Here is a 22,845-nt window from a genome sequence, read left to right on the forward strand (position 1 = left end):
CTTAACTTGTTACTTTAGATTGTTGCTTTTTATTTCATTCTTTTTCTGCGAATCAGCGCCAGTACAGCTGCTGCGGCTGCAATCAGTACCACGTACAGCAGCGGCTGTGCAGTATCACCGGTCTGTGCAGAAGTGGTGCTCGTGGTGTTGGACTTGGAGCTGCCGGAGCTTCCGGAGGAGTTCTGTTTCTTATTGTCCTCATCCTTCTTCTCGGCCACAGTCTTCAGATCTGCTACTGCAGTCTTCAGAGCGTTCAGCGCATCGCTGATTTCCTGAGAAGTAGCGTTCGGGTTCTTCAGAATCTTCTCAGCATTGCTCAGAGCAGTAGAGAATGCCTTCCAGCTGTCTGCTGTGTAGTCCTTCTTCTCTCTGTCCTTATTGCCGTTATATACAGCCTGCAGTTCATCCTTTGCTGCCGGGGACTGACCTGTGGTCAGTGCTGCGGCTGCCTCTTCCAGACCCTTCAGTGCTGCGCTTACCTGATCTGCGGTTGCGTTCTGGTCGTTCAGTACAGCCTGTGCATGTGCAAGAGCTGCGGAGAACTTCGCCCAGCTGTCTGCTGTGTAGTCGCCCTGCTTCTTGTCTGCATTCTTGTCAACTGCTGCCTTCAGTGCATCCTTCACAACCGGCTGATCCGGATTCGGTAATTCTTTCTTCACCAGACCCTTGTATGCGTCGTTCAGTGTCTTTACAGCTGCGTCTACAGTCTCCTGTGTCGCGTTCTCGTCTGCCAGTACATTCTGTGCTGTCTTCAAAGCCTCTGCAAATGCAGCCCAGGTCTCGTCGGTGTAGTTCTCCTGCTTCAGATCCTTGTACTTGTCTACAGCCTCGGTCAGTACTGCCTTGTCAGCCGGCTCTGCTACCTTCTTACCATAGAAGTTGATCTCGGACAGACGTGCATAAGCTACATCCCCGCCGCCGGTCTTTGCTCCGTGGATGATAACCTTTACGTGCGTGATGTTTGCCTGCTCCATACGGATGCCGGATCTCATCTCATTCTCATCAATGGTCTTTCTTCCTACGGATGTGAAGTTCTCGCCATCGGTGCTTACCAGTACCTCATAATCGGTTACCTTACCGTTGCCGGTATTTTTCACGATTTCTACCTTCTCCAGGTCGTATGCGTCGCCCAGAGCCAGGGTAATCTCCTTCGGCAGTCCTGCGTTGCTTCCGTAGTACGGGGACTCCCAGTAGTTGGTCTCATCGCCGTCTACCAGTGCGCTCGGTACGTTCTCCTCGCTGTACGGCGCGTCTGCGGTCATACCGCTCTTGTCGGTGATAGCCTCTGCGGTCAGCTCAGATTCTTCCAGCGCGTCAGCCGCCTTCTTCATGGCCGCGATAGCCTTCTTCACATCGTCCTTGGTGGCCTCTGCGTTATCCTTTACAGCGTTTGCCGCGTTGATGGCGTCAGTCAGTGCCTTGAAGCTCTCCTCGGTGTAGAACTTCGGGTTGGTCTTGCTGTACTCGGTAATCAGCTCAACCAGTTCGGTCTTGTCTGCGCCTGCCAGTACGGTGATTTCGTAGGATGCGGTGATCGGTGCTGCCGGATCCTCGCCCTCTGCCTGTGTAGCGGTATCCTGCATGGACTCACGTGCAGTCAGAGTAATCTTGGCCTTGCCCTCGCCTACTGCGTATGCCTTGTAAATCGGCAGACCGTTCTCGTCAGCCAGGGTGATGATTCTTACCACATTCTCATTGGAGGAGGCTGCTACGAAGTACGGGTTGGTTGCGTTCTCCGGCTCGATGGTTGCGTTGATGTCTGCCATGCTTCCTGCATACAGCTCTTTTACGTTGTCCTCAGCCGGGGTAATCTTGGTTACCGGAACCATATCAACCTTTGCCTTTACCTCAAGCTCGCTTAAGGTCAGCATGTTGGTTCCGCTTGCCTGGTTTGCAGTTACAGATACCTTGGTTACCTTTGCGTCTTTATTCGGATTTGCAAACTCAAACTTAGCTCCCTGATCCTTCAGGTTCACATCGGCGGTTGTGCCATCTTCATAAGTGAAGGTTGCGGTAGCGTCTGTCATGTATCCGTTACCGTAAGACGGTGCGTTGTATACAGAAACTGTGCTTACGGTATCTGCCTTCTTCATATTCATATGAAGAGTTACAGGCATTTCTACATATTTTACTTCTTTGTCTACATAGTTGCTTGGGATATCCCACAGGAACTCGAAGTTACGTCCCTGACCGCCGAACAGACCGGAGAAGCTGCCCTGCTGGATCATCTTCTTCACATTGTCTCCGTCGTCAGATGTGAGAACAGCGTTAGTCATGGTCATATCGAAGTCGCTGCCATAGCTTAACTTGCCATCTGCTGTAGCTACAGTCAGAGTAGACAGGGTCAGCATGTTCTCTACAGACGCGCCCTTTGCGTTTGCTACGGAATTTACAGTTACATCTACCTTGGTTACAGTCTTGTCTGCTTCTGCGTTAAATGTAAACTCAGAGTAATCTGCTGCGGTCGCCCAGTCCAGAGACTTGCTGTCGCTGCTTGTGCTGCCATCGCTGTAAGTAAACTCAGCGGATGCGCTGGTTACATAACCGTTTGCCTTATTGGCATTCTGCAGGGTTACGGAGGTCACCTTCCTGGTGTTGTCAGCCTGAACAGCTACCTCTTCCTCTGCTGTCTGTACTTCTACATCTTCTGCTTCGTCTGCCACATCCTCTGTTGTATCTTCTACAACCTCGTCTGCTGCATCCTGCTTCACATCAATATGGAAGGTAACCGGAACCTTTACGTGCTCCGGCAGACCCTTTACAGTGGTGGTCCAGTCGTTCGGATACCATTTCAGCTCGAACTCACGACCCTGAGAACCGTTGAACAGTCCGTCATAGCTGTTGCTCTCGATGAACTTCTCTACGTTCTTTCCATCATCCTCTTTCAGGATGTTGTTGGTCATGGTCATATCGAAGTCCTCACCGTAGGTGTAGGTCTTCTCGCCGCCTGTTACGATGTCCGGAAGCTCCGGTGTGGAGGAGCTCTCGCAGTTAATCAGATCGAACTCCGGTCCAATCAGCATTACCTGACTCAGATCCATTGCCTTTGCGTCCAGCGTAAAGTCATTCTTCGCCTTCATGGTGATGGTGGCAATGACGCCGGTTCCGCTGTAGGTTGCCTGGTTTCCTCTGTTGGCGAATGCCAGGTTCACATAAGCTGTTCCGTCCTCATATACCTTGTTTACTGTCAGGTTCTCCATCTGGGAGATGTCGAAGTCTGCAGTGGTGTCCACATACTGGAGTACAGCCGGATTGTAATCCAGAACCTCTCCAAATGCGTTCAGGTTCTTTACATTATCTGCGTATACATCTACGGTAAAGGTCTCGCCTGCCTTCACGTCTGTTGCGCTGGGCAGCAGAACGATGTTGCCGGATACCTTACCAGTCTTCTGAGTACCGCCATCCAGGTTGAACATGGTGAATGCGTAATCCCATACATCGTAGTAGCCATTGCCGTTAATATCGCCGAATCTCTCCTCAATCTGCTTCACGAAGGTCTCTCCGTCCTTCTTGGAGAAGCCGAGGTAGTTCTTCATGTTGGTGTAGTCGCCGTCTGCGACGGTTCCCAGGTTATTGGTACTTCCTACCGCAAAGCCGTTGGTGCCGTCCTTCTTATAGATGGCCAGCTCGTCGCCGGAGAAGAAGTTGCCCTTGGACTTTGTGATAACAATCTTTACATAACGAGCCGCGCCTGTCAGCGGGATCTCTTTCATGTTATCTGCAATGCTTGCCTTTGCATCATAGGTCCAATCCGAGTGTTCAGAACCGATCCACTGGGTGGTCCAGTTCACACCATCCAAGCTGGTCTCTACGTTCATCTGCTGTACTGCGCCGTTGCCGTAGTTGTCATGTCTTGCATAATACTCCAGCTTATCCAGCGCGTAGGCCTGACCGTAATCGAAGATCATCGGGATGGCGTCTGTTACAACGTCGCCGGTGGAGTGGAACATGCCTGCTGCATCGCTGATATCATGGTCGGTCAGGTTAGCCAGCTTGCCCCAGGAATCTCCGCCTGTCCAGGTGATTTTTTCCGGCGTCGGTACGTTTCTCCAGGGATCCAGAGAAGTGGTTGCGGTTACTTCCTCAGACCATTCAGAGTAGCCGTCCTTATTTCTGGAACGTACCTGATAAGTATGTGTAGAGTTGTACTTCAGATCGGTGTGCGCGAACTCGGTTGCGTCGCCTGCAGTGTTGATGATGCCGTCTACCAGAAGCTCATAGCTGGTTGCGCCATCTACAGCATCCCAGGTCAGGGTGTTGCTGGTCGGGGTCTTTCTGGTCACGTCATCGGTCAGCTTAGCCGGAGCAGCCAGAGCCGGGTTCAGCTGATTCTTGCTCATGTCGCCGTTGTTCTCAAAGCCTTCCAGAACCAGGGTCTGTGCATTTGCCTGAGAATCGGTGTTGGCGAACTTCACATACAGCTTCGGAGAAGACGTCTGAGCCTCCATCATTGCCGCGAACTCATCCTCTGCCTCTACGCCGTAGTACTCGATAGCCGGGGACTCGTCATAGTAATAAGCGAAGGTGCCTGCTGCCACATCCGCGTTCAGAACCTCATCCTTGCTCTTCATCGCTACCTTAGTCAGCTCTGTGGAACCGTTCTGTGCTGTGATAGCAGTCGGCTCTTTGGAAACATTGACTACGAAGGTAGTGTTCTTATTTTTATCATACCCTGCATAGCTTCCGCTTGCCTTCTCAGCAGTCAGGGTTGCCACGTTGCCTTCTACCTTGGAAGTAAACTTCTGAGATACATGTTCGCCATAGGATACGTCAGCTACAGTTCCGTAACCATCCACCTCGGTGGTCTCGTTCTCTGCGGTGATTCCGTCATCCTCATACATGGTGTACTCGGTGGATCCTGCCGGCCAGAACTCTACGCTGCGGTTTGCCTTGTTGATCTTGGACGGGCTGTTGTTCTCCTCCCACATGGGGATGATGGAACCATTCTTTACAAAGATCGGAAGCTTCCAGATGGGAGCGTCGAAGTTGTTCAGGGTCTGTCCGCCGTAGTACTGCTCGCCGGTGAAGTAGTCGATCCAGATCTGATCTGCGTCCGGAAGGTAGATGCCGTTTCTCACATCATTTCCCTGTGTGTCGCTGGATGTGTTCTGGTAAATCGGAGCTACCAACACGTTGGAACCGAACATGTACTGATACTGCATATCCTTGGTGCTTGCGTAAGCGTCACCCGGATACTCCAGGAACATAGCACGGATCATCGGAAGTCCGGTGTCGCCGTTGCCTGTATCCAGGTTTGCCGCAGCTGCCGCGCTGGTGTAGATGTACGGCATCAGCTGAGCTTTCAGCTTCAGGTACATTCTGTTGATACCGGTGTACGGATCGCCGAAGGTCTGCGGAGTCTTCGCGTAGCTTCCCCAGCCGTCCATGTTCAGCATCAGCGGCGTGAATACCTTCCACTGGGTATCACGGGTGGATACAATCTTGTCTCCGCCGAAGATACCGTCCATATCACTACCGATATTCGGGTTACCGCTTAAGGACTGTCCGATGTAGGTCGGTACGTGGAAGCGGATGTACTCCCAGTTTCCGCCGTACTGGTCGCCGGTCCAGATAGCGCCGAAACGCTGTGTGGAAGCCCAGCCGTCCAGGGTGATAATGTTCGGACGCTTGCTTACGCCTGTGGTTACGATATCGTAAGCAGTCTTGGTACCGTTCAGAGCGAAGTTGTAGCCGTAGCCTACCCATGCAACATCAGTCTTCAGGGTAGTGATTCCGCCAACTTTTACCTCTTTCTCGAAATCACGAAGCAGGTGCCAGGAGGTGTTACTGTTGGAATCCGGGCTCAGATTGCTCTGTGTCCAAAGACCTGTCTGCAGACCCTTGCTCTGTGCATACTTGGTGAACTCTTTCAGATTGTTTACATTGGCGTCTACTGCTGCAGTACGCTCTGCACTGCTGCTGCCGTCCGCGTTCACGCCGCCGGTCTGATAGTAGCCGTTCTGACCATAGCCGCAGCCATATCCGTCGTTGGGAAGGAAGTAGCCGATGGGCATGTCATATTTGTCGTACTGATCGATGACAGCTCTTGCGGAATACTTGGAATCGGTATTCACGGACGGATACTTGTCCAGCGCAGTAGTCGGCTTGGTTCCGTTCAGCGTCTCGGAGCTCATACCGTCCTTCAGCACATAGCCTGTGCTCATACCGGACTCATAATAGGAAGATGCAATCGGCACCTCGTCTGCAGTGGTTGCGGACGCGCTTCCCTTGATCTCCCATTTCTTGCTTCCGCTATTGTCGGACCAGGAGTCACGGTTGTAGCAGTTTAAATGTCCCTCATAGAACGCGTACTCCGGAAGGAGAACCGGAGCACCGGTTACATGGTAGTACTCGCCCAGAAGATCCTGTACTCTCTCAGCTGCGTTTGCGCCGTCGGACAGGAAGATGTATGCGTCGTACTCATTCTCGTTGTGAGCGGTTGCTACGGTATCTGCAGAGTTATTTCCGAAGTCGTAGGAACCAGCCAGAAAGGTATTACGCAGTACGCCGTAACCGTTACTGGAGTAGTAGAACGGGTTCGGAGAAGCGACGCCGCCGTCTACCCAGTTACTCTCATTTGCGATATGGATGGTCTCGCCTGTATGTACGAAACGGCCGTTCTGTGTACCGCCGCCGTAGAAGTTCTCGCCGCTGTTCTTAACCAGGCTCTGTGTGGTCTTGGTTCCGAGAGAAAGCGGTGCGCTCTCCTGCATTACAACATTGTCGTTGTAAGCTACGGTCATTTTTGCGGTATCTTTATCAAATGTAATCTTTGTCTTACCAGCTGCGATTACAATATTTCCATTCTCATCGGATACTTTCGCCTTCGGGTGGCTGTACTTATCGGAAGAATCCGGATACTGTGGAATCTTCGCTGTGTCTGCTGCGTTGTTTACGGTCGCATATTCTGAGAACTTTCCGCTCGGATCTACATTGTAACGGAAGATCCCGTCCTCGAGAAACGTGATTTTTCCCTTTACATCACCATTGTTGAAGCTTACTTCTACCACATTGTCGTTTGCTCTCGCTGACTTTACAGAAGACAACGGGCCGTTAAAGGCTGCTTCTACAGTCGATGCGGGAAACTGGGGCGCGATGCCTGCCACCATTGCTGCTGCAAGTACGATAGATAAGAACTTGCTGCTCATTTTTTTCTTCTTAATCATAATTTCCCTCATAAATTTTTTGTTTACTTTGCTTCGATTTCATTTTCCTGAACCCAATCGTCAAAAGCCGTCTCGCCGACGCCCAGATGATAGGTGTCCAGGTAGCTTCCGTCCTCGCCGTCTACCACATAGAAGACTCCGGGAACCGTATTGAATTCCGGGAACAGCTCCGCAATCCGCGCTCTGTTCTCTTCCTCAGACGTTTCCTCGTAGTCCAGGATAACCTGATACATGGTTACCGCATGGGTTTCGACGTAGTCCACAAGCATGCTGTGGAATTCCTGACAGTATGGGCACTCGATTGTCACAAAGGATACCAGAAAGGTCTCCCCTGCGTTCAGCTTCTCTTCCATTTCTGCCATAGAAATGCTGATAATCTGTCCTGATTGCGTGCTTTCCTCTGTCCCGATCTCTTCCCTTTCGGTACCGTTCTCACTATCCTCCCCTGTTTCCGTCTCAGAAACTGCTGTTTCGGCAGCCGTTTCTTCGCCGGTCTCCTGCTTTGCAGAACCGCAGGATGTCACGCCGCACATGGTCAGTATGACGCTTCCCAGTATCAGCACTTTTTTCATTCCACTCACTCTTTTTTCGCCCTCCCTTCTCGGTTTTATCGTTGTTACCAATGCCGGAAAATCCTTTATCAATAACAATATATACATTCTATAAAAGAAAAAAAAAAAAAACAATTCCTCCGTCGAATTGTACAAAAGATTGAGCGTATAAGCCAACTCGAATCGTCGATTCAAAACATAAAAAGGGGAACGGCCAGCAAAATTTGCAAACCGCTCCCTTTTTGTTACATTTATGTGCCCAAATTAACACTTTTTAGTGAATCTTTGTCACTTTTCGTTTATTTCTTTTGTTAAAAATCACATTCTGCCGGATTCTTTTGTTACATTTTATACGGGCTTCTCCGGCAGGACGCCCTCGCAATCGAAAGCTGGAATGAAGCTTTCCTTCGCAGTTTCCCCCTCCTGGATGAAGGCATTTCCCACGCCCAGGGACAGGGTGTAATCGAGCAGCCGCCCGTATTCCCGCTTCGTCACGCGGCGGTTGATTTCCGGCCATCGCTCCAGACCGGGCAAGGGAGTATACTGGTTCATCAGGCTTAAGTACACTGTATCCCCATAGGCCTCGTAGACATATTGTACTACCCCTTTCGCGTTTTTCAAATGATTCGGCAAAAGAAGGTGACGAACGATGACTCCCTTTTTCATCATGCCAGCTTCGTCGAATACCGGTTCTCCGATCTGGCGCACCATTTCCTGAAGAGCCGCCTTCGCCACCTCCGGGTAATCGGGCGCATGGGAATAGATTGCCGCTGCTTCCCTGTCCATGTATTTGAAGTCGGTCAGATAAATATCCACAATACCGTCCAGCATTTTCAGCGTACTGACTTTTTCGTAACCGCTGCAATTATATACAATTGGAAGCTTCAGGCCATTTTCCCGCGCCCGCTGCACGGAGCGGATGATCTGCGGCGTGTAATGGGTGGGCGTCACCAGATTGATATTGGCCGCGCCCTTGCCCGCAAGCTCCAGGAAAATCTCGGCCAGCCGCTCTTCGGTGATGTCGATTCCCCGCTCAGCCCCGGCAATATCCCGGTTCTGGCAGTAGATGCAGCGCAAAGGGCAGCCGCTGAAGAAGACCGCGCCGGATCCGGTGTCGCCGGAGATACAGGGCTCCTCCCACATATGCAGCGCCGCCCGGGCGCATTTGATGGTTTTTCCGGTCACGCCGCAAAAACCGCGCCGACCGTTTTCACGATCGGCGCGGCAGTCGCGGGGACATATTGTGCAGTTAGACATATTTACTCACTTTGTTCGCAGCGTGGCTGTGAACATTTTCCTTCCCCGTACTTATTTTATTTCTCCTCGGAAGTCTCTTCGTCTTCCACTACTGTCTGTTTCACCCGTATCTCATCCACATGATGGTTTCCGACCTTCGTCACTTCGATTTCCAGGCCCTTATAGGTGAGCTGGTCACCCTGCTCCGGTACCCGGCCAAACTGCTCCATAACCCAGCCGCTGACAGATACCATCTCAGACTCGTCATTCAGCTTAAAATACTCCGCGAATTCCTCAAAATCCATGGAAGCGTCGACCAGATAGGTATCCGGCGCAATCCGGCGCAGCAGCACCTCCGCCTCCTCATGCTCGTCCCAGATCTCGCCTACCAGCTCCTCCAGGATATCCTCCATGGTGACAATGCCACAGGTTCCGCCGTATTCGTCCACGACCACCGCCACATGGGTCTTGGCCTTCTGCTGCTTCTTCAGAATCATCCGGATAGGCTCGCTCTCCAGAACATAGATAGCCGGGGAAATGATATCCTTCACTTCCTTTTCCGTAATTCCACGCCCCACATAGAAATCCTTCCGGTGGATGGTTCCCAGAATATCGTCGATGGTATCCCGGTAAATCAGCAGACGGGAGAACTTGGTCTCGGTGAACATCTCCGCAATTTCGTCCTTGGTGGCTGTGATCGGCAGAGCCGCCAGATCCGTCCGATGAATCAGAATATCCCGGGCTTCCTGATCGGAGAACTCGATGGCGTTCCGAAGAAGACCGCCCTCGTCCTCGTCAATGGTACCGTCCTCCTGAACCTCATTTACCAGGGTCAGAAGCTCCTCCTGGGACATCTTGGAGCTGGACTCCAGATGAAAGATCTTGGTCAGCAGCTTCTGCCAGCCCACAAACAGAATGTTCAGCGGCAGGAAAATCCAGATCAGGAACTGCACGACAGGTGCCGATAACATGGCCAGCTGCTCCGGACAGTTATTGGCGATACTCTTCGGGGATATCTCGCCGAAAATCAGTACTACAATGGTCACCACAATGGTAGAAAGCGTCGCGCCCATATCGCCGAACTTCAGGGTGAACAGCACGGTTCCCACAGAGGCCATGGCAATATTTACGATGTTATTGCCTATCAGGATTGTGGAAATCAATCTGCTATACTGCTCGTCCAGCTTGCAAACCAGCGCCGCGTTTTTATTGCCCTTCTCTGCCAGCGTCTTCAGCTTCGTGGTGTTCATGGCCGAGAAGGCCGTCTCCGTAGCGGAAAAAAAGCTCGACAGTATCAGACAGACTACCATAATGGTAAGGTATGTACCCATAATAAAATATAATTCTCCTTTTTTGTATACACTTCTAAAATACGCACGAGTGCTTAATGATAATATTATATGAAACCCTTTTGTTCTTGTCAACCGGAACCAGCGGAAATGGAGGATTCTTTACAGATTCTTTATAATTGTATCTACTTTCTCTTCCTTCAGGCTGTGTTGTCTTCCGTCCATGACTTGACGAAACTCTGGAAATCCCGTATTCTAAAATCATCAAAATGTACTTTTCAGGAGGCTCTTATGCAATTATCCACACCTGTTATCCTTTACCTGATCCTTGTCAACCTCATCGCCTTCGCCCTGATGGGCGTCGACAAATCACGGGCCCGCCGTCACAAATGGCGCATCCCCGAGAAAACCCTGTTCCTCTCCGCCCTCCTTGGCGGAAGCATCGGCTCCATCGTCGGCATGCAGATGTTCCGGCATAAGACGAAGCACTGGTATTTTGTGGTGGGGATGCCGTGCATCCTGATCGCGGAGGGGCTGCTTGGGTACTTTATTCTGAATCGCTAAGGTGCCTTTTGACATTGATATCAATATGGCGTTTCCTTTTGATATCAATGTCAAAAACTTTCTGTTTTTACATAATATCTGTCACTAATTTTTGCAAAGTATCGCAGGTATCCTCAAAAGAATTTTCTTTTGCATATTCGTATTGCCATCGATATCTTTCCCACTGATTTAAAAGTTGCGGACTTTTTCTTATCTCCTCTAAAATTTCTTTGTACTGTATCAAAATCATCTGACTTCCACGTTTATATGCCGTCCGTTCCAACGCCTGCCGTAAAATATCTTTTTTACATTCTGCTCCCCGTAAAGTATATAAAATATGTATATCGTAATAATCTCGTGGACGAGTATTGGCTACATTTCTTGACAAGACGGTTTCCAGCTTTTCCGCGAGTACTGTCTCCAGATTATAAGCCAGAATACTTAACGTTCGCTGCGCAAATCTCCTCGAATACCGAATAAATTTTTTCATGTGTCAGTGTAAAGCCTTTTATCGTTGTATCCAAGTCCATCGTCGCACGCGTATCAAGCCCTACAATTGCGGAAATCAGAAAACCTCCTTTTAAAATGAAATTATGCTTATAGGATGACAATGATATCCGTTCCAGTAAACGTTCCATCATATAATTTTGCATAACAAGCTGCGCGGAAATATTTTTCTCTGCTGCCTTCTTTTTTATAAATGCCTTCAACTGCATCGGATTCGTCGTTATCATAACAGCACCTCCAGATATCGTAATACCCTGGGTTTTACCCGGAGCTGTTCCGCATATTGTAAAAGGCGATGAATATCTTTGGTTTTTGACGCTGCATAGCGTTTCATTGCCTCGCCTGCTGTCTGAATGTCTATGCCACTTCCGCGCATAATATCGCACAGTGTGCGTTCCAGATTATACACCCGGATCGGATTGCCCGATGGGGATTCGATTTCTGTCACTCCGAAGCCATAATTATCCACCACCACACGCTTTACTGTCAGATTTTCTTCCTTTAAAGATGGTGCGTTATAACCTTTTGGAAATGTCATCGTGTATCTTGCAGGTGTTCGATCTGAATACCCTAACAGGTAAAGTGCCGTCCCATGAGAATAAATTCCACGTCCATACTTTCGCTGAAGCATATAAAAATCATCTTCCCATGCATCGTTTCGCATATACAAGCCCTTACCAAAACGATAGATCTCTCCACTCTCTACCAACGCCTGCAGTACGCTTCGATGCATTCCTGCCTCTGTTACTTGTGCCGCAGTAATAATGCCATTTGTAGACTTTTTCAACAGCTTCTCCATTTTTTCCCTGTCACTCATGTTTCACCTCATTTCCGACAATCACACATTATATTTTATCTATATAATGTGTGATTGTCAATCATTGGCGTGACGTTAACACGTTATATTAATAATAAATAATGTGTTTTTGTCACTCTGTACTACAGTTACACTTCTTCGGAATCTCATCTCGATCTGAGATGCATCTGAACTTTCTCTTTCGTAAGAATATAAAATAGACCTGCACTGCTCAAAAAGCAATGCTGACAGGCACTGTCTCTCTTCGACACCTGTCAGCATTATTTTACCAATTTATGGTTGATGCGTCAACCACTCCTGCCGATTTTCAGGCAGATATTCCGCCCGTCTTTTTTTAATACGCCCTCTTTCTCCAGGCTTTTCAGTTCCCGGGTCATGGCGCTCCGATCCACGCTCAGGTATCCGGCCAGATCCGTGTAGGACAGAGGGAGCCGGACGCTTGGGCTCTGCTGCTCCTCAGCGAGACTTTCCAGATAGGCCAGAAGCTTCTTCCGGGTAGTGGTTCTGGAGAGGACGTAGATCCGCTGCACCTGCTGCCGGGACTGCAGGGCAATCATCTGGAGCAGGTTGCTGACCAGCTGGCTGTGGTGCCAGCAGGCGTTCTCGCAGCGCTTGATCACATGGGCGTAGTCGATGAACATGACCCGCGTCTCTTCCTCAGCCTGCACGTAATAATTCCGGGAATCTGCAGGAAGCAGAAAGGGCTCGCCGAACACCGCGTCCTTTTTCAGTTCGTCAATCATATACTGATTTCCCTCTTCATCGCAGTAATACAGGACGGCTCGGCCGGAAAGAATCAGGCCAATTTTATTCATGGTATTGGAATATGCAAATATGATTTCATGGTTATGGAAGCTTATCTCCCTGGCCTGGAAACAGACGCGCATTCTTTCCTGCTCTTCGGGTAAAATATCTGTAAATAATGTAACTTGTGACATACTGTCCTCTCCTTCTATCTATGCCCTTTGGATACACTTGTTTCACTTTGTATGACATCTGGGAGTGTCTCGTAGCCTTCAGGATTGCCTTGGTCGTTCATCACTCCTACAGATATATTTCTTTCCACACATTATATCATATTTTTTCTTAACAAATTCACTTTATGTGACTTTTGCAACAGATTTATTTTCCAGGCTCTGTTATTATTTTAACAAGCAAAGAACAGAAACACATCTACCGGAAACAGGAGGAACGAACTATGAAAGTGACCGATACCATCAAATATGTAGGCGTAAACGACCACCAGGTGGATCTTTTCGAAGGCCAGTACAAGGTGCCAAACGGCATGTCCTATAATTCTTACGTAATCCTGGACGAGAAAATCGCGGTGATGGACACCGTGGACGCTAATTTCACCCATCAGTGGCTCGACAATATCCAGCAGGTACTGGAGAACCGGAAGCCGGATTATCTGATCGTCCAGCACATGGAGCCGGACCACGCAGCCAATATTGCCAACTTTCTGAAGGTCTATCCCGACACCACCGTGGTGGCTACCGCGAAAGCATTTAACATGATCGACAACTTCTTCGAGCTGAAGTTAGAGGGACAGAAAATCGAGATGGGCAATGGCGGCACCCTTTCCCTGGGCTATCATCAGCTGACCTTCGTGTTCGCGCCCATGGTACACTGGCCGGAGGTTATGGTGACCTATGACAGCACCGAAAAAGTACTCTTCTCCGCTGACGGCTTCGGCAAATTCGGCGCTCTGGACGTGGATGAGCCCTGGGACGATGAGGCCAGAAGATACTTCATCGGCATCGTCGGCAAATACGGCGTACAGGTGCAGAACCTTCTGAAGGTGGCAGCCACCCTGGATATCCAGACCATCTGTCCCTTACATGGCCCGGTTCTGAATGAAAATCTGGGACATTACATCGGCCTCTACGACACCTGGTCCTCCTACACCCCGGAGGAAGACGGCATCGTCATCGCCTACACTTCCGTGTACGGCCATACGAAAGCAGCCGTTTCTCTGCTCGCTGATGAGCTTCGCAGCAAGGGCTGCCCGAAGGTCGTGGTCTACGATCTGGCCAGAGACGACATGTCCCAGGCCCTCAGCGACGCTTTCCGCTACTCCAAGCTGATCCTGGCCACCACCACCTATAACGCCAGCATCTATCCGTTCATGCACGATTATATTACACGCCTGGTGGAGCACAATTTCCAGAACCGTACCGTAGGTCTCATCGAAAATGGTACCTGGGCTCCGCTGGCTGCCAAAATCATGAAGGAAATGCTGGGCAAATGCAAGAAAATCAACTGGCTGAAGAACTCCGTCCATATCTGGTCCGCAGTCAAGGCGGAAAACCGCAGGCAGATTGAGGCCATGACCGACGAGCTCTGCAGGGAATACATTGCCAAGGATAATTCCCTCGCCAATAAGAACGATATGTCCGCCCTCTTCCGCATCGGCTACGGCCTCTATGTGGTCACCTCCAACGACGGCAAGAAGGATAACGGCCTCATCGTCAATACGGTCACCCAGCTGACGGACAATCCCTTCCGCGTGGCTGTCAATATCAACAAAGCCAACTATTCACACCATGTGATTCAGCAGACCGGCGTTCTGAACGTCAACTGCCTGTCCGTGGACGCGCCCTTCTCCGTCTTCCAGCAATTCGGCTTCCAGTCCGGAAGAACCGCAGACAAATTCGCAGGCACCAAGGTCAACCGTTCCGGCAACGGCCTGGTGTTCCTGGATAACTATATCAACGCGTTCATGTCTCTAAAGGTGGAGCAGTATGTGGATCTGGGTACCCACGGCATGTTCATCTGCAGAGTGACCGAAGCTCGCGTCATCAATGACCGGGAGACCATGTCCTACACCTACTACCAGCAGAATGTCAAACCGAAGCCCGAGACCGAGGGCAAAAAAGGCTTCGTCTGCAAGATTTGCGGCTACATCTACGAGGGCGACGAGCTCCCCGAGGATATCATCTGCCCGCTGTGCAAGCATGGTGCTGTAGACTTTGAGCCGATACAGTAAGCAAAAATCAGCAACCCTCTACCGCTGCGCCGAGTGCGCATCTTTGCAAACTCTGCTTGCTTTTATGGAATAGGGAATTCTATCGGAATTTCCTATTCCATAAGAAAACAGGGCTGCCGCTCCATCATCCGGATATCCGGATTGGGCGGCAGCCCTGTTCCAGCTTAAATGCAGGCCATCTGTTTAACGCCTTCTTTTTCTTCTCCGGATCACCTCACATCCGGAAAGTGCCAGCAGGATTCCCCCGATAGCCGGTAATGCTGTCATTCTATCGGAAGTGTCCGCTCCCGTAAGTCCCGTCAGGACTCCGCCCGGGATTCCCGAACCGGAAGAAGCCTGCTGCTCCGGCAGCTTTCGATCCTGAATCTGCAACGCTATTTTGACCGTCTCCACGCTATCGCCCGCATAGGCAAACGCAAAGCTCTGCCGCTCCTCATTTCGCTCATATCCCTCCGGCGCCTGCTCCTCCCGCACGTAATACATTCCAAGGGGTAAATCTGCCTCAAAAACCGCCTGTCCGTTTTCTCCGGTCGTCTCAGTCTCAAGAAGTGTATCGGCCGGTAGCAGCACCTTGCCGCCTTCCTCCCGGATCGCCTCCGCGGTATACAATCCTATCACTGCGCCTGCCAGCGGCTTTCCGGTATCCCGATCCGTCTTCTGCACGGAGATTTCCGCTCTCTGTCGTCTGTTTCTCATCTGCAGTGCCTCCTCACCGGAGACCGGGAGCACCGTTCCATCCCGGTATACCAGACGGAATGCCGTCGGTTCCCCGCTTCGCACATAGCCCTGTGCCGTCTTCGTCTCCACCAGCTCATAGCTGCCGGGATACATGTCCGCAAAAGCCACACTGCCGTCCTCATCAGTCACAGCTGCTGCCGGTTCCGGTATGCCGCGCACATCGGTACAAACCTGTTCCCCTTTCCGAAATACCACGCCGGTCACTCCATCCGGATGCAGAATATCCTCGGCTGCCCGCACTTCAAAGGCCACACCGGCCAGTCCTTTCTCCTGATAATGGAAGCATGTTTTCAGCAATCCCTTCACTTTCTCCACCAGAGTCCGGTTTCCCAGAATTTCGCCGGTCTTATGGATCCGAACCTGACCCACTGCAAAGGGATTTTCCAACAGAATCTCCGTCTCCGCCGGGATCGTATCTCGGTTAAGCAAACCCTCCGCGCCATTCTCCCCGGGTACATCCCGCAGACGGAAGCGCACCTGGGATCCTTCGGTTTTTTCCATGGAGGCATTTTCGGATTTCATGGAAGCCCCCGTAAATTCGCTCCGATAGCCGTCTCTCGGCAGCACTTCCGTGATCTGATAATCCACCTCCGGCTGAAGCCCTTTTATCAGGTATCCTCCCTCCGTCTCCGTGATCCAGGCCTCCACCGGCTGACCCACGGAATCGGTAATCTGTAAGGCTGCCCCGGCCAGCTCCTGTTTCGTCTGATCATCCACCAGCTTCACCCGGACCGACGTAATGGCATTTTCCACATAGTCCTCCAGGGACAGGTCCCGGATGCTGTCATCGTCCTTCTGCGCAGTAAGATCCACATGAATCTCTTTCTTACTGCTGTAGTGTCCGGCAGGCGCCTTGGTCTCCCGCACCACATACGCGCCCAGAGGGAAATCCGTCTGGAACCGCGCCACGCCGTCCGGCCCGGAGAGCGCCGTCTCGATTGCCGTCCCTTCTGTATACACCGTCTGTCCCAGAATATTTTCCACGGTCTCCGCCGCGTAAATCGTAAAAGCCGCTCCGGATACCGGTCTTCGTTCGTCTCCGTCTACACTGTACTTGATGATGCGGACTCCGCCGTTCTCTCCTTTGGTTCCCTGTCTTTCGTTCTCGAAGGTCACGGTCGCGGCCGTATCCTCGATCGCAAAGGATTTCCGACAGGCTGCCGTATCCCGGTAATAACCTGTGGGCGCTTTCACCTCCACCGCCTCGTATGCTCCTGCCGGTAGCCCGGTTACCCGAATCCGCCCCGTCTCATCGGTTCGGAGCACATAGCTTACCGCCGTCCCTTCCCGGACTTCCGCCAGCTCTCCGGCCTCCACTTTCAGGCTGTAATACTTCCATCCGCCGTCCTTCTCATTCTCATATCGTTCCAGTACCTTCTCCCCGGCCTCCGCCAGATTACCTGTGAATCCGTCCGGATAAGGAATGGTCTTTTGGGCAAGCAGTACATATTCTGCGCCGGGAAGCCCGCGCACCTCATAGACCGGGCTCAGGAGCGGGTTGCCATTTTCATCGGTTCCTTTTTTCGTCCCCACCGGCACCTCACCGGTCTTCTCCAGAACCAGCTCCCCATTCAGCGGCCTGTCGAATACACTGACCACCTGAAGCCGTTCCTCTTTCTGTACCGTAAAGCGGACAGTCTCTCCGTCCGGACTGGTCTTCGGAAGCTCCACTGCTCCCTTCTTCTCCGTCACATAATCTTCTTTCAGCGTCAACGCTTTTTCATAGCCCTCCGGTCCCGACAGCTTCTCCACCAGGTAGGTTCTGCCCGGCTCCAATCCCCGGATCACCGGATTCTGATCGTGGATCGTCTCCACTTCCGCCACCCTCTGTCCGGTCTCGTCCGTAATCCGCAGCACTGCTCCCGTAAGCTCCTGTTCCGTATGGTAATCCATCAGATTAATCTGTACCAGGACCGGCTGATTGCGGATGGTTCTGGCTCATTGCACGACCTCCCGCTGATCTGCCCGCCAGGCAGCGTCCACAGAGAGTCTGATTTCGCTTTTCAGATACCCCTTCGGCGCCTGCAGCTCTTCCACATAGTAACTTCCCAACGGTAAATCCATCCCGAACACTGCCTTTTGCACCTGGCCCTCCGAATTCTCTGTCGTTTCAGCCGTTCCAAGCAGGGTGCCCGCCTTCAGAAGTTCCCGGCCTCTCCAGTCGGTGATGGTTTCCGCCGTATACAGTCCGAACACCGCCCCTGCAAGCGCCGTCTCCTTTTCCGCATCCAGCTTCTCCACTTCCACCTGCACCTTCTGCCGCGGTACCTGGTACACGCTGTCCCGGTATACCACCGGCACCTCCTGACCCGCATAGGTAAGTTCAACAGCTCTCGGCTTCTGATTTTCCGCGCTCAGGGCAAATCCGGCTCCGGCTGCCGTCTGCACGATCTCATAGCGCCCCAGGGGCAAACCCTTCGCTACTTCCGTTCCTTCCCAGTCTTCCTGTCCGGTCCAGGCCTGGCCCTTCTCATCCGTCACCAAGGTGGCCGCCACTTCCCCGGAATGAAAAATCAGAGTCCGGTTCTCCCCACCCTCCGGGCTGTAAATATCCTCTGTCGCGCGAATCTCAAACTGCGCGCCCTCCACAGGCTTTTCCTCATATACAAAGCGGTAGTCTTCTGTTCCGACCTGCTTTTTCGCTCCGGTCAGCTTCTCTCCCTCCGCGTAAACCGCGATTTTGCCCACTGCAGGCTCGTTCTGCTGCCGGACCTCCGTCACAAACGCGCCGATTTCCCGGTCGTACCGCGCTTCGTCCGAGGACACCTGAAAACGGGTGCGCCCCTGGGGCGTGTCAGTCCATTTTCCTGTCTCCTCCGTCTCGTAAAAGGTTCCGTTCCCGGAAGCTCCGTCCTTTTTGGCAATCACGCCCTCGTGTCCCTGAAGCACATAGCCCTCCGGCGCTGCCAGCTCCTCCAGCTCATACAAGCCCGCCGGAAGGACGCCGGGCGTCTCGACATAGACCTGATCCGCCGTTCCCATCTGTCTGGTCACATAGGGCTTCTCCTTCGTCCCGGTATACACGCCCTGGCTGTACTGAACCACCAGATCCCCATACTGCTTCCGATAGGCCTTCTTCTGGGCCGTCGTCATTTCTGCCGTATAGTAATCAAACCAGGCCCCCTCCACATCATGAATCACATAGGAGGCCCCTTCCTTCAGAACCGGATTTTTACTCTTCTGATCCATCTTGCGAATCCGAATCAGTGACTGGATCTGCCGATCCATCAGAATCACCAGATCGGACAGGCTTTCTCCCTTCCCGTCCCCGTCCGTCGTTCCGTCCTGCTCATCCCCGGAGACCCGGAATACAAAGGGTCTGGCCGCCGTCTTATCCGCCGGGACTCCGGTCTCCACCACCACATAGCGGCCCCAGGGAAGCTTCGGCGTCGTAACCACGCCCCGGCTGTCGCTGGTCAGCTCCGCCACCGCCGGGATCTCCTTCATCGCCCCGTAATCCAGAGCTGTCGGATCCCGGTAATCATCAATGACCGCCTGCACCACCTGAGCGTCCTCCAGCTCCGCATAGCGGCCCTTTGCCAGTTCCGACACCAGATAAACGGAAAACGTTGCCCCGGTCAGTGGATCCAGTCGATCGTTCCGATCGGTTCCCGTCACCTTATAAAAGGAAAGGGACTGCTTTTTCACCCGCTCCGGCAGCCCCGTTTTGCCTGCTGCCGCGTCTTTGAACTCCACATGGAAAACCGTTTCTGCCCCGGCCCCCTGCTCTGCAGCGCAGGCCTTCACCTCATAGCGCGCCGGATTCAGAAGATAACCCTCGGAAGCGCTGATTTCCTGTACATACCACAAATCGCCCGCCACATAGGGGCCTCCGAAATCAAACTGCCCCTGCTCATCTGTAGTGGCTGTGGCCACCAGCTTGCCGCCATCGTACAGGCCGTAGACCGCTCCGGCCAGCGTCGCGTCGCCCTGGCTGACGCCATCCTTCAAAAGCTCCTGATCTGTTTTCTTCCGTTTTCCGGAAAACTTCCATTTCTTCAGCCTGTTCTGAAACTCTGCCCGGACCGTATTGCCTTTCTGTCCCGCTGTGTCATATGTCACCTTTACGGTCTGCGCCCCGGGAATCACATACTGGAATAGCTCCTGGGTGGCATTCTTTTTGCAGGCTTCCGCCGCCGGGACCTCCGAGGCTTTCACTTCCTGCACCCGGTAGGTTCCCACCGGCACATCTGAAAACACCAGCCTCCCCGCTGTGTCCGTGGCACCGTACCGCAGAACCTTCACGCCCGAATCCGCAGTTCCGCTGAGTCTGTAAGCAAAACCGGAAAGAGCTGTGTTATAATGCCGCTTTTCTTCTGCCTCCGCATTGTAGGCTGCATCCGGCGCTGTCTCGATCTTTTTCTGAATCTCCACATTTCCGGTCTTGTAGATATTGCTTACTGTGCAGCTGGTGGTCTGTCCCGGCTCGATATTGACGGTCTGTCCCGCCGGTACCGCCCACCAGGAAGCCGCCCCCTGTTCTGTCACCGTATAGGTTCCCATGGGGATTCCGGAAAAGGACGCCTGTCCCGAAGCGTCCGTGACCACTGTCTTATCCACCGCGTCGCCGTAGGCCGAGGTTCCCCGCAGGCGAATGGAAAAGCCTGCCGGGGATGTGGCATAACTGCCCCCATTTACCAGACGCTTCGTCACCTGCAGATTGCCGTAATTCTTCGGAAGCTGACCGTCCACGCCCACACTGGACAACTCTATGGTGTAATACTCGCAGCCGTGATAGCTCACATGGAACGGAGCCGACGGATCCGAATGGAAGGCCACGCCCACGCTCATGGAATAGTCCAAGCGGTCGTCATCCACAGTTCCGGTCACATACTGTCCCTTCCACTTCATGGTGGTGTTCTCCGAAGTATAGTAGCCTCTTGCTCCGGTTTTTCCGCAGATTCCCTCGCCCATATCCAAATCATGGGCAAAGAGATAGCCGTTCACCGCCAGCTCCTCGTCCGTCCCGGCCCGGAAGAAATGATATTCCATCTCAATGGTAAAATCCTGGGGCTTGTAGCCGCACCAGGCCGGAGAACCGATGGACACCTGATCCTCGCCGAAGCGGTCCGCCACAAAGGCCTCTCCCTCCGTCAGCCAGTAGTAGACTACCACGTCCACCTGAGTATGTCTTCCGTCCACATAGCAGCTGCCGGATTCCGGATAGCGGATATAGATATCCGGATCCTTCGCGTAATTCTGCGCATACCTGCCATCCAGCCAGCCGGGGCCGTAGATGGCCGTACTTCGTTTTCCCCGATAAATCAGACCCGCGCCGTATTCCGAGGGAATGCTGCCGATATCGCCGGTATTGACCAGGGACACTGGATCCGTCCAGGCCGCGAAAAACTGTCCGGCAGCCTCCAGTTTTCCCATATCCACCTGTTTTTGCTGTTCCTCGCTCAGCTCTTCGTAAAAGTCACATAGGTCCATAAATATCTCATAAGTTTCTGCCAGTTCTGCCGCATCCTGCCACCAGAGCGCAGATTCCTCCGGGAATTCTTCGATCCGTTTTTCCAGCTCTTCCGCTAACAGCTTCTCTGCTTCTCCGCCTGCCACTTCTGTTTTTTCCATATCTTCTGATTTTGCCTCTTCCGCTGTCTTTTCCTTTGCTTCTGTCTTTTCCTTTGCTTCTGTCTTTTCCTTTGCTTCTCCCTTTTCCTCTTCCGTCTTATCCACATCTGTTTCCGGTATCTCCTCCAGCTGCTGCGGCTCCGCTTCCATTTCCATGGCATACGCCTTCTGGCTGATTCCAATATTTTCCATCAAAATAGAAGCCGTCAGCAAACACAGCAGGAGCTTCTTTCCGGGACTCCATCGCCCATTCTTTTTCACAAACTTTCCTCCCTGTTTCTCTATTCACTTTTCTCTCGCTTATCGATGGTAATTTATCAGAATCTGTCAGATCGTATGAAAATCAGAATTTTGGATCCGTTCTTCAGAATTTATCTTTTGTTCCCGGGAAGATTCCATGCCGGCCCAAATGAACCGCGCATGGAACTTTCCCGGATAAACCTGCCCGCAGGCCGGCTTCTCTGCTGGCTTTCTACTCCTCGTCCTCCCACACATAGGGCGTGTTTTGATAGACGTAGTAATTGATCCAGTTCGTATACAGTGTATTGGCGTGGGCTCTCCACATGAGCAGCGGCCTGTTGTCGCTGTTGTCATCCGGGAAATAATTCTTCGGAATCTGGATGTCCAGCCCCTTATTCTTGTCCCTCAGATATTCTTTCTCCAGGGTCACACGGTCGTACTCAGGATGACCGAACACGAAGATCTTGCGGCCTTCTTCTGCCATGGCGATGAATACTCCCGCCTCGTCGGACTCGGCCAATATGGTCAGATCCTTGCAGGCGCGGATTTCCTCCGCGTCCACCGTAGTATGTCTGGAATGGGGCGCGTAAAACTCATCGTCAAAGCCTCTCACCAGCGGCTCCTTGCGGTTCTCCACCTTATGCGGGTAGAGTCCGAAGAGCTTCTGGGGAAGCAGGCGCTTCTTCAGGCCATAAAAATGATACATGGCCGCCTGGGCCCCCCAGCAGATAAAGAAAGTGGATGTAACATGGGCATCGGCCCAGTCCATGATTTCTACCAGCTCGTCCCAGTAATCGACCTCCTCGAAAGCCATCTGTTCCACCGGCGCGCCTGTAATAATCAGGCCGTCAAACCGGCGCTTTTTCACCTCGCAGAAGGGCTCATAGAACTTATTGATATGGCTCTGCGCCGTATTCTTGGACTCATGGCTGCTGACTGTAATAAAGGTAATATCCAGCTGCAGCGGCGTATTGGACAGGGAGCGTAAGATCTGCAGCTCCGTATCTTCCTTCAGCGGCATCAGGTTCAGTATTCCTATCTTCAGCGGGCGGATATTCTGACTCAAGGCCCGGTTTTCATCCATGACAAAAATATTTTCCTGTTCGAGAATTGCCCGAACCGGCAAATCACTCTGTACTTTAATCGGCATCTTTCTTCTCTCCTTTGCATGCGGCCATTGCTATTCGCATAACAG

Annotated in this window: 13 protein-coding genes; 2 read left to right on the top strand and 11 right to left on the bottom strand. The window is 52.1% G+C overall.

The annotated features are described in order from the left end of the window. Positions 1–29: 29 nt before the first annotated feature. From OCV63_RS07005 to OCV63_RS07020, 4 genes are all read right to left on the bottom strand, one after another. The gene (locus OCV63_RS07005; RefSeq protein WP_158363119.1) at positions 30–7,166 is read right to left on the bottom strand and encodes a discoidin domain-containing protein; all 7,137 of its coding nucleotides are present in this window, start codon (positions 7,164–7,166) and stop codon (positions 30–32) included. Between the two features lie 23 nt (positions 7,167–7,189). Then, entirely contained in the window at positions 7,190–7,747 is a 558-nt protein-coding gene (locus OCV63_RS07010; RefSeq protein ID WP_158363121.1) for a thioredoxin domain-containing protein, read from the bottom strand. Between the two features lie 318 nt (positions 7,748–8,065). Beyond that, positions 8,066–8,974: a radical SAM protein gene (locus OCV63_RS07015; protein WP_158363123.1), complete on the bottom strand. Its 909-nt coding sequence runs from the start codon at positions 8,972–8,974 to the stop codon at positions 8,066–8,068. Positions 8,975–9,030: 56 nt separating this feature from the next. Next, complete coding sequence (locus OCV63_RS07020) at positions 9,031–10,284, bottom strand: hemolysin family protein (RefSeq protein ID WP_158363125.1); 1,254 nt, start codon at positions 10,282–10,284, stop codon at positions 9,031–9,033. Between the two features lie 249 nt (positions 10,285–10,533). On the opposite strand from OCV63_RS07020, the gene OCV63_RS07025 reads away from it, so the two are divergent. Continuing rightward, positions 10,534–10,806, top strand: coding sequence for a DUF1294 domain-containing protein (locus tag OCV63_RS07025; protein WP_158363127.1), 273 nt, complete (start codon positions 10,534–10,536; stop codon positions 10,804–10,806). A gap of 67 nt (positions 10,807–10,873) precedes the next feature. Here the strand turns inward: OCV63_RS07025 and OCV63_RS17435 are convergent, their stop codons facing one another. The 4 genes from OCV63_RS17435 to OCV63_RS07040 all read right to left on the bottom strand — a co-directional run bounded on the left by OCV63_RS17435 (position 10,874) and on the right by OCV63_RS07040 (position 13,047). Beyond that, positions 10,874–11,173, bottom strand: coding sequence for a nucleotidyl transferase AbiEii/AbiGii toxin family protein (locus tag OCV63_RS17435; RefSeq protein WP_317245721.1), 300 nt, complete (start codon positions 11,171–11,173; stop codon positions 10,874–10,876). Positions 11,174–11,210: 37 nt separating this feature from the next. Continuing rightward, a complete protein-coding gene (locus tag OCV63_RS17440; protein ID WP_317245723.1) occupies positions 11,211–11,519 on the bottom strand; it encodes a nucleotidyl transferase AbiEii/AbiGii toxin family protein in 309 nt (102 codons plus the stop codon). After that, entirely contained in the window at positions 11,516–12,109 is a 594-nt protein-coding gene (locus OCV63_RS07035) for a type IV toxin-antitoxin system AbiEi family antitoxin domain-containing protein (protein WP_158363129.1), read from the bottom strand. The genes OCV63_RS17440 and OCV63_RS07035 overlap by 4 nt, the downstream gene beginning before the upstream one ends. 287 nt (positions 12,110–12,396) lie before the next feature. After that, positions 12,397–13,047 carry a Crp/Fnr family transcriptional regulator gene (locus OCV63_RS07040; protein ID WP_158363131.1) on the bottom strand — a complete coding sequence of 217 codons (651 nt, stop codon included), beginning with the start codon at positions 13,045–13,047 and terminating at the stop codon, positions 12,397–12,399. A 260-nt stretch (positions 13,048–13,307) separates the two neighbouring features. Between OCV63_RS07040 and OCV63_RS07045 the strand changes: the two genes are divergently transcribed. After that, a complete protein-coding gene (locus tag OCV63_RS07045) occupies positions 13,308–15,098 on the top strand; it encodes a flavin reductase (protein WP_158363133.1) in 1,791 nt (596 codons plus the stop codon). Positions 15,099–15,281: 183 nt separating this feature from the next. On the opposite strand, the gene OCV63_RS07050 is transcribed toward OCV63_RS07045, so the two are convergent. The 3 genes from OCV63_RS07050 to metA all read right to left on the bottom strand — a co-directional run bounded on the left by OCV63_RS07050 (position 15,282) and on the right by metA (position 22,800). Continuing rightward, positions 15,282–17,765, bottom strand: a complete 2,484-nt coding sequence (locus OCV63_RS07050) for an MSCRAMM family protein (protein WP_470365366.1) — start codon at positions 17,763–17,765, stop codon at positions 15,282–15,284. Positions 17,766–17,774: 9 nt separating this feature from the next. Beyond that, the gene (locus OCV63_RS07055; RefSeq protein ID WP_158363137.1) at positions 17,775–21,671 is read right to left on the bottom strand and encodes an MSCRAMM family protein; all 3,897 of its coding nucleotides are present in this window, start codon (positions 21,669–21,671) and stop codon (positions 17,775–17,777) included. 211 nt (positions 21,672–21,882) lie between these two features. Further along, the gene (metA, locus tag OCV63_RS07060) at positions 21,883–22,800 is read right to left on the bottom strand and encodes a homoserine O-acetyltransferase MetA (RefSeq protein WP_158363139.1); all 918 of its coding nucleotides are present in this window, start codon (positions 22,798–22,800) and stop codon (positions 21,883–21,885) included. Between the last annotated feature and the right edge of the window lie 45 nt (positions 22,801–22,845).

Origin of the sequence: Laedolimicola ammoniilytica (assembly GCF_025567165.1) — a bacterium.
GTDB classification, from domain to species: domain Bacteria; phylum Bacillota; class Clostridia; order Lachnospirales; family Lachnospiraceae; genus Laedolimicola; species Laedolimicola ammoniilytica.